11 protein-coding genes and 1 other RNA gene are annotated in these 12,776 nt (G+C 54.7%); 4 read left to right on the forward strand and 8 right to left on the reverse strand.

What is annotated here, in order from left to right:
* Nucleotides 1–411: 411 nt before the first annotated feature.
* Nucleotides 412–1,329 carry an AraC family transcriptional regulator N-terminal domain-containing protein gene (locus tag ACN0UH_RS12120; protein WP_417662270.1) on the forward strand — a complete coding sequence of 306 codons (918 nt, stop codon included), beginning with the start codon at nucleotides 412–414 and terminating at the stop codon, nucleotides 1,327–1,329.
* A gap of 213 nt (nucleotides 1,330–1,542) precedes the next feature.
* On the opposite strand, the gene ACN0UH_RS12125 is transcribed toward ACN0UH_RS12120, so the two are convergent.
* The 7 genes from ACN0UH_RS12125 to dnaX form a co-directional block, all read right to left on the reverse strand.
* A complete protein-coding gene (locus tag ACN0UH_RS12125; RefSeq protein ID WP_417662271.1) occupies nucleotides 1,543–2,691 on the reverse strand; it encodes an acyl-CoA dehydrogenase family protein in 1,149 nt (382 codons plus the stop codon).
* A gap of 198 nt (nucleotides 2,692–2,889) precedes the next feature.
* Nucleotides 2,890–5,334, reverse strand: a complete 2,445-nt coding sequence (locus tag ACN0UH_RS12130) for a TonB-dependent siderophore receptor (protein ID WP_417662272.1) — start codon at nucleotides 5,332–5,334, stop codon at nucleotides 2,890–2,892.
* 112 nt (nucleotides 5,335–5,446) lie between these two features.
* Nucleotides 5,447–6,406: a FecR domain-containing protein gene (locus ACN0UH_RS12135; protein WP_417662273.1), complete on the reverse strand. Its 960-nt coding sequence runs from the start codon at nucleotides 6,404–6,406 to the stop codon at nucleotides 5,447–5,449.
* A gap of 1 nt (nucleotide 6,407) precedes the next feature.
* Complete coding sequence (locus ACN0UH_RS12140) at nucleotides 6,408–6,920, reverse strand: sigma-70 family RNA polymerase sigma factor (RefSeq protein ID WP_417662274.1); 513 nt, start codon at nucleotides 6,918–6,920, stop codon at nucleotides 6,408–6,410.
* 167 nt (nucleotides 6,921–7,087) lie between these two features.
* A complete protein-coding gene (gene recR, locus ACN0UH_RS12145; protein WP_417662275.1) occupies nucleotides 7,088–7,690 on the reverse strand; it encodes a recombination mediator RecR in 603 nt (200 codons plus the stop codon).
* 159 nt (nucleotides 7,691–7,849) lie between these two features.
* Nucleotides 7,850–8,176, reverse strand: a complete 327-nt coding sequence (locus ACN0UH_RS12150) for a YbaB/EbfC family nucleoid-associated protein (RefSeq protein ID WP_010490263.1) — start codon at nucleotides 8,174–8,176, stop codon at nucleotides 7,850–7,852.
* A 20-nt stretch (nucleotides 8,177–8,196) separates the two neighbouring features.
* Entirely contained in the window at nucleotides 8,197–10,368 is a 2,172-nt protein-coding gene (gene dnaX, locus ACN0UH_RS12155) for a DNA polymerase III subunit gamma/tau (RefSeq protein ID WP_417662276.1), read from the reverse strand.
* A gap of 500 nt (nucleotides 10,369–10,868) precedes the next feature.
* Between dnaX and ACN0UH_RS12160 the strand changes: the two genes are divergently transcribed.
* Nucleotides 10,869–11,090: a hypothetical protein gene (locus ACN0UH_RS12160; RefSeq protein WP_087516626.1), complete on the forward strand. Its 222-nt coding sequence runs from the start codon at nucleotides 10,869–10,871 to the stop codon at nucleotides 11,088–11,090.
* A 233-nt stretch (nucleotides 11,091–11,323) separates the two neighbouring features.
* Complete coding sequence (locus ACN0UH_RS12165; protein WP_087516625.1) at nucleotides 11,324–11,611, forward strand: DUF3509 domain-containing protein; 288 nt, start codon at nucleotides 11,324–11,326, stop codon at nucleotides 11,609–11,611.
* A gap of 204 nt (nucleotides 11,612–11,815) precedes the next feature.
* Here ACN0UH_RS12165 and ffs read toward each other — a convergent pair.
* Nucleotides 11,816–11,912, reverse strand: an RNA gene (gene ffs / locus ACN0UH_RS12170) — signal recognition particle sRNA small type.
* Nucleotides 11,913–12,448: 536 nt separating this feature from the next.
* Between ffs and ACN0UH_RS12175 the strand changes: the two genes are divergently transcribed.
* The gene (locus tag ACN0UH_RS12175) at nucleotides 12,449–12,727 is read left to right on the forward strand and encodes an HU family DNA-binding protein (RefSeq protein WP_010490267.1); all 279 of its coding nucleotides are present in this window, start codon (nucleotides 12,449–12,451) and stop codon (nucleotides 12,725–12,727) included.
* Nucleotides 12,728–12,776 lie beyond the last annotated feature (49 nt).

Below are 12,776 nucleotides of genomic sequence, written 5' to 3' on the forward strand. Positions count from 1 at the left end.
AAAAGCCTCGGCACTCATTCACGCTAATCACTTTGCATACTCTGTAGTGAATGCTGATTAGCCTGGGTAATGCCGCTTCGGCAAAAGCTTGTTCGGTGCAGATGTCACATCTGCTGGAATTTTGCGCCAGCTTTGCACTGCGCTTAGATAGCTGGGCATTACCCTGTAGCTAAGATTACTCAGCCAGGTGCTGTTGCCGGTAGCCAATTACTGGATAGTTATTGCCTAAAACTGCACGATTAAAACTTTTTGGATGAGCGCCGATCAGCTAACGAAGCATAAAGCTCTGGCATATAAGCCTCAATTGCCTGTTAAGAGCCAATTTTTGCCTATTCCTGCATTCGTTTATCTCATGTCTCCAATTGCCTGATCTGCCGAGCTAAGCTCTGTGCACTGACCGAGAGACATGCCATGACCAGCCTCGAACAAACACCCCAGTTACTTGCCCAACGCCAAGACCAACTGGCATCACTCATAAGCCGCTTAGTGCCAGCGGAAGACCTTATTGAAACGGCAATAAAAGGCGTATTTCTGGCCCGTGCCGATCAGCCGTCCAAGCCGATGCCGGTGCTGTACAAGCCAAGCTTGTGCATCATCGCCCAAGGCCGTAAAGAAGTGCGCTTGGCTGATGAAATCTATCAGTACGATCCGCTCAACTACTTGGTTGCATCAGTCCCCCTGCCGGTCACAGGACATGTCACTCAAGCTACGCCGGAGAAACCTTATCTGTGCCTGCGCCTTGATATCGACCCAGCACTGGTCAGCAACCTGATTGCCGACACGGGTCCAATCGGGGTGCCTAATAGCGGCCCACGCCGGGGTTTGTACCTGGACCGGGTAGACTTGCCGCTACTGGATGCAGTCATTCGCTTGGTGCAATTGCTGGAGACGCCTCGCGATATCAATATTCTCGCCCCCTTGGTGCTGCGTGAAATTTTCTATCGGTTATTGCACAGTGACCAAGGCCATCAGTTGCATGCGATTGTGATTAACGACAGTCAAAGCCACCGAATTTCCCGCGCCATTGATTGGCTGAACTGCAATTACACCGCCCCGTTGCGGATTGAGGAGTTGGCGCGCGAAGTTAACCTCAGCCAATCAACCCTGCATCACCGCTTCAAAGCAGTCACGGCCCTGAGCCCACTGCAATATCAGAAGCAACTGCGCTTGCAAGAAGCCCGGCGGCTAATGCTCTGCGAAGGGATTGAAGCCTCGGCGGCAAGTTACAAGGTGGGGTACGAGAGCCCATCACAGTTCAGCCGCGAGTACAGCCGGCTGTTTGGTGCTCCGCCACTGCGTGACCTCGCCCGCCTGCGCAGCGCCAGCTAATTAGTAACCTGATGACTGAATGACGCTCTCGTAGGGTGATGCTTCTTCACCCACCACTCTCCCGCAGATATTCAGGTTTTTGCACACAATTTGGTGGACAAGCTTCGCGTTGTCACACCCTACGCGGGAGATGTTTTGCCCACGGTTCTGTCCGCCATGTGCGGCGCGGATATGTGGTTATTGGAAAGCAGCGCGTTGTCGCACCCACAGCCGTTACAGCCCCATCTGCTTGCTGATGATTTCGTTCATGATTTCACGCGAGCCGCCGCCAATCGAAAGAATCCGATTGTCGCGGTACAAACGCTCGACCAGACTTTCTCGCATATACCCCATACCGCCGAGTATCTGCACGGCGTCATAGGTGATCTTGTCGGCAATATCGGTGGCGAAGTTCTTGGCCATGGAGATTTCTTTGATCACGCTTTTGCCCGCAGCCATTTGCGCAGCTTGTCGATAGGTAAACTCACGCGACACTTCCAGCTGCGTCGCCATCTCAGCAAGGCGATGCTTGAGTACCTGGAATTTGCCTATCGGCTTACCGAACGCTTGTCGCTCGCGCGCCCACTGTAAAGACTCTTCAAGCGCCAACTGGGCGGTCATGTTGGCCATGATCGCCAATGCTAAACGCTCACTTTGAAAGTTAGCCATGATGCAGGCAAAACCCATGTTTTCTGAGCCAATCAGGTTCTCGACCGGCACCCTGCAGTCGTCAAAAAACAGCTCTGCTGTATCCGAGGCCCACCACCCCATCTTCTTCAATTTACGGCCGACGCTGAATCCGGGCGTGCCCTTCTCGATCAGCAATAAACTGACCCCACCGAAACCATCGCCACCGGTGCGCACCGCAACCGTGTAATAGTCAGCGCGAACGCCGCTGGTGATAAAGGTCTTGCTGCCAGTCACGCAGTAATAGTCGCCGTCACGGATGGCACGGGTCTTCAGGTTGGCAACATCAGAACCGCCAGATGGCTCGGTAACCGCGAGCGCCATGATCTTCTCACCGGCAAGCACCTGTGGCACCACACGATCACGCAGGGCTGGCTTGGCCCACTTGACCACCGGCGGCAAGCCGATATCCAGCGAGCCTAGCCCGGCAACCAAGCCGCCTGAGCCAGAACGCATCAACTCTTCGCTGGCGGCGACTTTCGCGAATACATCGCCCTCGTGACTGCCACCAAAGTGTTCCGGATAGCCAATTCCCAGAATGCCGGCGGCACCTGCCTTTTGGTAAAGCTCGCGCGGGAACTCACCGGCCTCTTCCCACTCGTCGATATGCGGAAGGATTTCGCGTTCAACAAAACGTCGGACGGTATCGCGAACCAAACGATGGGAGTCGTCGAAATAGTCGTGCATGCTGGTCATGAGTGGTGCTCGCCATTTCTTTCGACCATACCAAGCGCTTGCTAGGCAAACAAGGTGAGATACCGGCCATAACACCGACTAAATCGTCAGCGCGGCAGCAAAACCGCTGGAGCAAGGAAAATAAATCAGCACTCGCCCAGCGCATGATTCAAACTAACCAACGCCGGAACGGAAAGCCCCGGCGCTGGGTCAGCAGCATCAGAAGCTGTAACTAACCGTCGCGGTGACGTTGCGCTCTTCACCGAAGTAGCAGTAGTCAAGACTGCCGCAAGAGGCTACATACTTTTCGTTGCTCAGGTTGTTGGCGTTCAACCGTACATCCACACCTTGCAAGCCCAGCTGACCAAGGTCATAACCCACGGATGCGTCAACCAAAGTGTAGGACGGCACCTCAAGCGTGTTCTCGGCATCTGCCCAGCTGTCGCCGACATAACGCACACCAGCCCCGACTTTCAAGCCATTGAGGCTACCGCCAAGGAAGCTATAGTCGAGCCACATCGAGGCCATGTGCTCGGCCGCCTGGGTGGGTGAGTTGCCCTTATTATCCAGCGTTGGGTCGACGGTACTGATTATCGATTTAGAGTATTCGATATCGGTGTAGGTGTAGCTGCTCAGCAGGCGCAAGGCATCGGTCAGTTGCAGGCGGGCTTCCAGCTCAAGACCTTGCGAACGAACAGCGCCGACTGGGCGGTAGAAGTCTTCATCGGCTGCTTTGGTTGCGAGGTTTTCCTGATCGATATGGAACAGCGCTGCGGTGTACAGGTCGTCCGTACCATTGGGCTGGAACTTCAAACCAAACTCCCACTGCTTGCCTTCGGTAGGTGCCAGCGGGTTGCCGTCCTGGTCGGCATAGGCATTCGGATTGAACGACTCCGAATAACTCACGTACGGCGCCACACCGTTATCAAACAGATACAGCACGCCAGCACGACCGGTGAACTGGCTGGGCTCATCCTTGCTGGTGCCACCGTAGATTTCGTCTTCCGACTCAACCTTAACCCAGTCCTGACGCATGCCCAGCGAGAAGCGCCAGTTGTCCAGGGCAATCAAATCCTGCAAATACGCGCCAGTTTGCTCAAGACGACGCGTGGCACTGCTCGACCATGCCGGATTGATTGTCACAGTGCCACCATAGATCGGGTCGAACGCATCAATGTTGCTGGCAGTGCCAGCGGTGTAATCAACCCGAGTTTTGCGCCGTTGATAGTCAAAACCAGTGACCACAGTATGCTGCGCAGCGCCGGTATTAAATTCGGCCTGAAGCATCGTGTCGATAATCCAGGCATGCAGCTTTTCGTCGGCGCCAGTATAAGCGCGATACAGTTCAGTATCGCTGGCCCAGCCTGCTGCATACACCTGCTCAGCACTGACATCCGAGGTTTGATAGCGGAAATTCTGCCGCGCCGACCAAGTGTCGTTGAAGCGATGCTCGAACTGATAGCCAAACATCTGCTGCTCACGCTCAAAGCTGTCTTGATCCGGCTCACCTTCAAAAAAGTGCTCTGAGATATAACGCCCAGCGTGACGGTTGATCGTGCCTTCTGCTGGCAGACCGCCGTGGTAGCCACTATTCGGATCTTTCTGCAGATACGCCTGCAAGGTCAGATTGGTATCTTCGCTGAAGTCGATAGAAACACTGGGCATCAAGGCGTAGCGCTCTTCATCGGCATAATCGAATTGAGTGTCGGCGCTGTCGACCAACCCAATCAGGCGATAGGCAATGCGCTGCTGATCATCCAATGGCCCGGTAAAGTCGAAACCAACGCCTTTCTTGTTATTGCTGCCGACGGTCGCCTGGATCTGCCCCGAGGACTGAAACTCTGGCTTCTTGGTCGTCATCGCCGCCAAACCGCCCGGCAGGCTACGACCATAAAGCACTGATGATGGGCCCTTTAGAATATCGATACGCTCAAGGAAATATGGATCAACCTGCAAGCTGCTATAGGTGCCGCTGTCACCCATCATTTTCAGCCCGTCGAGGAACAGGTTGTCCACCGAGCCGTCATTAAAGCCGCGCATTGCCACATAGTCGTAGCGGTGAGTCGCACCATACGGATTAGTCATCACGCCAGGGGTGTAACGCATCGCTTCGGCGACAGTTTGTGCGCCTTGGTCATCCATCTGCTCACGGGTGACAACCGACACCGACTGCGAGGTTTCCAGCAACGGCAAGCTGGTTTTGGTGGCGACACTGCTATGGGTCGCGTTGTAGCCATCCATGTTGCCCAGCGCATTACCCAGGGCGAAGCCTTTGACTGTTGTTGCAGGCAACTGGGTGACATCCTCATTGTCCTTACCATGCAGCGTGTAGCCGCCTTGAGCGTCCTGATTGAGGCGCAGGCCAGTGCCTTCGAGCAAACGCCTGAACCCCTCGTTAACGCCGTATTCACCGTTCAAACCCTGAGTTTGCTTACCTTCTGTAAGCCGCGCATCGACCGACAGCATCACCCCCGCCTCACCAGCAAACCGGCTCAAGGCGGAAGACAATTTACCGGGCGCAATACTGTACTGACGCACTTGTTGATCCACAGCCTCATCTTGCGCGGCGGTGGACAACTGCGGCAGAAATGCAAGTGGCAGCATCAGTGCTGCGCAACGCACGGCCTGACGCAGGCTGGTTGGGTGAGACTCGGTAGAACGCATCGGATGACCCTTTGACAGATGGTTATATGACTAAGCCAAACGAGTCGTGAAAAAGGGAACCCAAAAATAAAATTAATTCTCATTCGCCAACGCGCTGGCCGTACTTAGCGCGTCAACTAGCTCGCGGCTCCAGAGTCACCCACCACGGCCAGCGCCGATTGACCCGTATCGGCAAGCTCGCCTCAAGCGCCGCGTAGATACGGTCAAGGTCATGTAACGCAAAGGCGCCGACGATGCGCAGATCAGCAATCCGTGGATCAACTGCCAAATAGCCGGGTACATGCTCGGCAAGCTCGTTGATAAAGTCGCCGAGCGAACGGTCATCCGCCAGCAACATGCCACGCTGCCAGGCATTGCGCGCAGGTGATGCCGGGCTAATGCGGCCAATCTGCAACTGGTCGAAAGACGCCTGCTCTCCGGCTTGTACCACCTCGGTTGCACCGCTTTCACAGGTAATCCGTACCGCGCCAGCAAAGACACTAAGCAAGGTGCCGTTCTGACGTTTGCGCACGCTGAAACGAGTGCCCAGTGCCTGCAGGTGACCATCGCTGGTTTCGACACACAAGGGCCGTGCGGGTTGCTGAGTATCAGTTGCACTTTCGAGTAGCAACTCGCCTTGCCACAGGTGTATGAGGCGTTGCTGGTTGTCGTAAGTGATATCGACCGAGCTGTTGCTGTTCAGCCACAACTGGCCGTCATCAGCCAAGCGTATTTGCTTGATCTGCCCCGTTGTACTGGTCTGATCAGCCAACCAGCCCGGCAATGGTTTACGCGACACCGCCAAGCTCAGCACTGCGCCGCCGCTGAGTAGCAATAGACCGGCAAGTACCTGGCGCCGGGTCCGAGCGCCCGATTGCAAAGCGCTGCGAACAACTCCGCGCTGAGCCACAGGCAACGCCTGGAACTGACCGCTGATTTGCTGCACCTGTTGCCAGGCGTCTTGATGCGCAGGACTGCTCGCGAGCCACAGTTGCCAAGCCTCGCGCTGCTTGTCGCTGACCTGCTCGCTGGCTAACAGCGCGAACCATTGCGCAGCTTGTTCAAGGACTTTGAAATCGCTTGATGAAGACACGCTATTCTTGCGCCAGCATCAAGCAATGCAGCATGGCTTGCGCCATATACTTTTTAATCATGCGCTCGGAAACACTCAGACGCTGAGCGATGACTGCGTACGTCAAACCATCAAGCTGCGACAGCAAAAACGCCTGGCGCACTTTACTCGGTAGACGCAAAAGCATGGCGTCGATTGCCAATAGGGTTTCAACTATCAGTTCGCGCTCTTCGGGCGAAGGCACCAAGGCTTCTGGCTGTGCAGCCAAGGCCTCAAGGTAGGCACGCTCAACTGACTGGCGGCGCCAGAAATTAACCACTAATCCATGGGCGATAGTTGAAAGATAAGCTCGTGGCTGGCGCAGCGAAGCTAGATTTTCAGGGGAGCTGAGCAAGCGCACAAAGGTATCTTGCGCCAGATCCGCGGCGTTATGCGCACAACCCAGACGCCGGCGCAGCCAGCCATTCAGCCAACCATTGTGATCGCTGTAGAGACGTTGTACATACTGCTCGGAAGACAACTGAACCACCGACATTGCGCGCACTCACAGGCATCTTTTACCAGAAGATGCTAATGGTAATGCTTCTCAACAGCAAATATCCAGTGACTTGCAGCACTCAGTGCTTAGGCTTGGCAGACAGCCTGCACAGCTCGCCCACTTGCAGGGAGGCAATGCACAGAGTTAGCGTGCGTTCAGCTCGCTTAAACAGTGATAGGTCGACGCCCTGCTAAAGCGTGCGCCAAGGTCCCACCATCAACTAACTCCAACTCTCCGCCCAACGGCATGCCGTGGGCAATCCGCGAAGCAATCATGCCTTTATTGGCCAGCAGCTGGGCGATGTAGTGTGCTGTGGCCTCGCCCTCAACCGTTGGGTTGGTTGCCAGAATCACTTCGCTAAAAGTGCCTTGCTGCTCAATGCGAGCAAGCAACTGCGGGATGCCAATCGCCTCAGGCCCTAGTCCGTCGAGCGGTGACAAATGGCCCTTGAGCACAAAATAACGACCGCGAAAGCCCGTTTGTTCAACAGCGTAAACATCCATCGGGCCTTCGACCACGCACAACAGCGTGTCGTCGCGCCGCGGGTCTTGGCAGATGTGGCAAATATCTTCTTCACTGAGCGTGCGGCACTGCTGACAATGACCAACACCTTCCATCGCCTGCGTCAGGGTCTGCGCTAAACGCAAAGCACCACTGCGATCACGCTCAAGCAGCTGCAAAGCCATGCGTTGAGCAGTCTTCTGCCCCACTCCCGGCAATACTCGCAGGGAATCGATTAACTGACGAATCAATGGGCTAAAGCTCATGGCAATACTCGTGTGGGCAATACAGCGAACAATTTGAGGGTCATCCAAACCTGTCAGCCGAAGAGCGCGGCAGGATGAAATACATCTGGACTGGTCATTACTCAGCAAAGCACCAGCCCAAATGCATAAGCAGTCATACGATTTGACTGCAGGCAGTCCTTAGAAAGGCATTTTAAAGCCTGGTGGCAGCTGCATGCCGTCAGTCATACCCGCCATTTTGCTCTGGCTGTTCTGCTCAACTTTACGCACCGCATCGTTAACCGCAGCGGCAATCAGGTCTTCAAGGATTTCCTTGTCTTCCTGCATCAGGCTGTCATCCAGGCTGATACGCTTGACGTCGTGACGTCCCGTCATGACAACACTGACCAAGCCTGCACCGGATTGACCGGTTACTTCTGCATTGGCCAATTCTTCCTGCATTTTCTGCATTTTTTCTTGCATCTGCTGCGCCTGCTTCATCAAGCCGGCCATGCCGCCACCTTTCATCATGGTGTTGTCCTCGGTATTCAGGGGTTAACTGGGGTATCAATCGGTTCAATACTTTCCGCACGTATTACTGCGGTGAACTGCTGGATCATTTGCTGCACATAAGAATCGCTGTTGATCGACTCCTCTGCATCACGCTGGCGATTCGCGCGCTTGCGTGCAGCGGCCTGTGCAGGGGTTTCCTGCTCAGGGGTAATCAATTCAATTTTAAGCTCGATGGTGCGGCCTTGCTGAGCATTGAGCGCATCATTCAAACGGCGTTGTTGGGTCGCATTGAACAGCGCGCTATGACCTGGATCAAGGTGCAACAACCAGCTGTCGCCTTCAACCGAGATGAGCGTGCAATTCGCGGCAATGCTACCGGTCATGCCCGACAGACCCAGCTCGGGAAACAACTGCAACCAATCGGCCGCGAGGCCAGTTGCGGGCTGCATGGCGGGTTGCGGCTCTGCCTCTTCCGGCAGCGAAGGCTCAACGGAGTCGAAGTCGTAATCAATCGAGTCGGCATCTGCTTCTACGTAATCATAATCCAGTGGCGGCTCGTCATCATCCGCTTCGTCGGCTTCTGGTTCTGCCACGGCAATCACCTGAGCGCCCTGCTCAATTGCCTCGATGATTTCAGCAGGCGGGTTAACCAACTCAGCAGCAGCCTCTACGCCGGTAAGCGGCTCAGGCGCTTGTTCTTCCCAAGGCAAGTTGGTTACCGCAGGCACGGCACTTTGCTCAGGCTCGGCAGCAACAGCCGGAGCCGGTGCAGGCACAACTTCAGCAACTGGCGCCGGGGCGGCTTCAGCAACTGGCGTATGACTTGGAGTCGCTACAACAGACTCCACTGCAGGCGGAGCAACAGTCTCTGGCTTATCGGCTACGGCTTCTAATGCAGGCTCAGGCGCAGGCTCGGCAACGGGCTCGCTAGCGATTGTTGCCGCCGGGGCCACTGCTGGTCGAGTCGTATCAGGCACAGGCGTCTCTGTTACCGGAGCAACAGGCGCTGAAATAGCTGCCGGGGCTGCTTGTGCAGCGCCAGCCACTGATTCTGTTTGGGGATTAGCAGTGGCTTGGCTAATCCCTACCGGCTTTAGCGCCACCCTCGGCGCATCGTCGGTATCGGCCGGCCTGAACGCAAGCATTCGCAGCAGCACCATCTCAAAGCCACTACGTGGATCCGGTGCCAGTGGTAAATCGCGACGACCGATCAAACCCATTTGATAATAAAACTGGATATCTTCCGCCGGTAACGCCTGCGCCAACGCCATCACTCGTTCGCGATCGCCTTGGCCATTATCGACCGCATCGGGCAGCGCTTGGGCAATTGCCACGCGATGCAATACATTGAGTATCTCAGCCAGTACACCAGCCCAGTCAGGACCTTGCTCAGCGAGGTGACGCACAGCATCAATCACGCCGCGCGCATCGCCTTCAAGCAGTGCATGCAGCACCCCGTAAACCTGGCCATGATCAAGTGTGCCGAGCATTGCCCGCACGTCAGCGGCGAGCACTTTGCCTTCGCCGAACGAGATCGCCTGATCGGTTAAGCTCATGGCATCACGCATTGAGCCATCAGCTGCACGGCCGAGCAGCCACAGCGCATCATCCTCAAAAGGAATCTGCTCGACACCCAATACATGAGTTAAGTGTTCAACTACCCGCTCAGGCGGCATGTTCTTCAGCGAAAATTGCAGGCATCGCGAGAGAATCGTCACCGGCAGCTTTTGCGGATCAGTGGTGGCCAGCAGGAACTTAACGTGCGGCGGCGGCTCTTCCAGGGTTTTCAGCAAGGCATTGAACGAGTGCGAAGAAAGCATGTGCACTTCGTCGATCAGGTAAACCTTAAAGCGGCCACGACTTGGCGAGTACTGCACGTTGTCGAGCAGCTCACGGGTGTCTTCAACCTTGGTACGGCTCGCGGCATCGACTTCAATCAGGTCAACGAAGCGCCCTTCATCGATTTCTTTACAGATCGAGCAGGTGCCGCAAGGCGTCGAACTGATGCCCGTTTCGCAGTTCAGGCACTTGGCAATAATCCGTGCGATCGTGGTTTTACCAACACCGCGGGTGCCGGTGAACAGATACGCATGGTGTAAGCGTTGGCTGTCCAGAGCATTGATCAGCGCTTTGAGTACGTGGGTCTGCCCCACCATTTCGCTGAATGTGCGCGGACGCCATTTGCGTGCAAGAACCTGATAACTCATCGAAACCCGTCGCGTGAGGAAGCAAAAGTGAGCTAATCCTAACGGAGCACCGGGCAAATTGCATCCGCTCTCCAATGCTATAAATGCGGGCCAGCTCACTGACGAATAAAAGCGCTGGCTATTTTTTGATCAAACGGATATCATCCGCGCTGTTCGTACCACGCTGTAAGTCAAATAAGCCAATGTCATGAGACGCTAAGTCGAAGGACTTAAAGGCCCCCTCGTTGGATTCAGGTTCAGAGTGCACTCGTATAACGGTGCTACACAGCTCTCAACCAAGACCCACCCTGCTGACTGATCAGGCTGCCACGCTTAAGCGATGACGCCCGCCTGCCTCCGAAGTACAGACCCGATTAACCAGCCGTCAACGATTTCGTTGCCGGAACTTAGTCGCGCAACTTCGCTCCGATTACATTAAGACCGCCAGCCCAAACCGGGCCGGATGTTGGAGCTCTATCCGCGCAATGATGCGCATGTAGCATTAGGAAACACCCAAAAAAATGAATACACATATACAAATTCAGGATGCCATTCGCACCCTATCCAGCGCATTTGCGCCATTTGATTGCCGCATTCTCGCTGCACGCAAAGGCAGCTTCAGTTTCACCATTGTCAACCAGGCTGGCATAGCCAAGCACAGCCAGCGCCTGTATCCGGGCCAATACAATGGCGAACGCCTGCAGCAAGTAATTGAGCGCGCTCGCGAGTCACTCGCGGCATAAACGCGCAACGCTCTCTCCTGACGCTAAACGGAACCCGTTTCATATAATCAATGAAACGGGTTTTAGTGCTGTGACGCAAAATAATGCTAGTAGCAAAAACACGCCTAACCCGCGGCTCTAGCAGTGTTTTCAAGTACTTTTACCGCTAAATTGCTGCAAAACAACCGACAAACCGCGAACTTTGCAGCTAAACTTGCGTCTAACTGAATCACCACACAGGATGGAATAAGGTAATGGATAACACTATTCAGTCGAATGTAGAGAACCTGTTTGCCCCGCTACGCACCACCTTCAGCTCACCACGCCCAGACGGTAGCATTGTGCTTTCGCTGCTTGATGAGACTGAAACAACGGTCTATAGCCGCGTTCTCAGCGCAGCGCAGCTCAATGATACCGAGAGTTTCGCGCAAAGCCTTGAAGAAATCCGCCTGGAACTGGCCGTACGCTCCGGCTCGATTCCTGCAGAAATGCGCAAAGCCCTGAAAGAGCAGGACAGCGTTCTCAGCTATCGCATCGCATGATGCCAGCTAAAACAAAAAGCCCCGCTATTGCGGGGCTTTTTATGGCGTACAGTTTTTAGCCCGCAGCAGCGATCAATCGCAATAAACCAATGACAAGGATTAGTCGCGTTCTTATGCAGCTAAAGGTATTGAAGAGATAGAGCACGCCACGGGGGCATTTGACTGATAAATCCCCGCGCTGAAGGATTTATAGATTGGAGGCGATCCCACCAGCCACACCCCGGCACACAATGTTCCCGCTGTGGCTGCTTCCTTCCGGATCTGACCAGGTTCACGGGTAATCGTTGCGGGGGGACCGGCAGGACCACCATCACGCTGCCCGCTAGAAGCGAGCCGCGCCATTGTACCGGCTTGGTTTAAAGTTACAACCCGTTCAAGCACTTAGCGATAAAATAGCGTGTCTCCAGCAGTAAACTAAACAGCCTATTACGCTCAACACAACGCGTTATATGAGGCGACTCTCAGCGCCGCGCCCCCATTACTGAAAAATTGATTTGAATCACCATCTGCGCCGGGTAAAAGACCGATGCTACTGTCGGATAATAAAACGCCTTGTATTTACTTCAGCAGAAGCAACGTCATGGCAGCTTCATTGTTCAACTGCCGGAAAATATCAAGTGTTGTCTATGCCGCGCATGTCTAGCGCAGGCATGCTGGGCACGTGGCGCCAATATTATTAATCGTAGAAATGCATTCCCAACGGAATTTCTTGTCGAACTGCGAGTCAGAAACAGGTCGCTTTCTTTAGGCAATAGCCTATAAACAATACCTGCGACTCAAAACGCAGTAACCTGCGTGGGCACGACAAGAGCCCTCAATCAATCAAGGAGCTACAACATGGCTATGACCAAAGACCAATTGATCAGTGATATCGCCGAAGCCATCGACACCCCTAAAACCACAGTACGTGCAGCGCTTGATCAACTGAGCGAAATCGTAAGCGATGCACTGGAAAATGGTGACGAAATCACTCTTCCTGGCATTGGCAAGCTGAAAGTAACTGCACGCCCAGCACGCACCGGCCGCAACCCACAAACGGGCAAAGCCATCGAAATCGCAGCTAAGAAAGTCGTTAAATACGTGCCAGCCAAAGCACTGACTGACGCCATCAACTAGGCGCCGCAGAGAGTCGGCGAGGCCTTATCAAGCAGTAGGCCCGCACGAT

This window comes from Pseudomonas sp., from assembly GCF_048265905.1.
Taxonomy (GTDB): domain Bacteria; phylum Pseudomonadota; class Gammaproteobacteria; order Pseudomonadales; family Pseudomonadaceae; genus Aquipseudomonas.

Excerpts from the sequence above, each read along its gene's own strand:
- ACN0UH_RS12175 (WP_010490267.1), top strand. The coding sequence starts at position 12,449 with ATGGCTATGACCAAAGACCAATTGATCAGTGATATCGCCGAAGCCATC.
- ACN0UH_RS12150 (WP_010490263.1), bottom strand. The coding sequence starts at position 8,176 with ATGAAAGGTGGCGGCATGGCCGGCTTGATGAAGCAGGCGCAGCAGATG.
- dnaX (WP_417662276.1), bottom strand. The coding sequence starts at position 10,368 with ATGAGTTATCAGGTTCTTGCACGCAAATGGCGTCCGCGCACATTCAGC.
- recR (WP_417662275.1), bottom strand. The coding sequence starts at position 7,690 with ATGAGCTTTAGCCCATTGATTCGTCAGTTAATCGATTCCCTGCGAGTA.
- ACN0UH_RS12140 (WP_417662274.1), bottom strand. The coding sequence starts at position 6,920 with ATGTCGGTGGTTCAGTTGTCTTCCGAGCAGTATGTACAACGTCTCTAC.
- ACN0UH_RS12160 (WP_087516626.1), top strand. The coding sequence starts at position 10,869 with ATGAATACACATATACAAATTCAGGATGCCATTCGCACCCTATCCAGC.
- ACN0UH_RS12120 (WP_417662270.1), top strand. The coding sequence starts at position 412 with ATGACCAGCCTCGAACAAACACCCCAGTTACTTGCCCAACGCCAAGAC.
- ACN0UH_RS12125 (WP_417662271.1), bottom strand. The coding sequence starts at position 2,691 with ATGACCAGCATGCACGACTATTTCGACGACTCCCATCGTTTGGTTCGC.
- ACN0UH_RS12165 (WP_087516625.1), top strand. The coding sequence starts at position 11,324 with ATGGATAACACTATTCAGTCGAATGTAGAGAACCTGTTTGCCCCGCTA.
- ACN0UH_RS12130 (WP_417662272.1), bottom strand. The coding sequence starts at position 5,334 with ATGCGTTCTACCGAGTCTCACCCAACCAGCCTGCGTCAGGCCGTGCGT.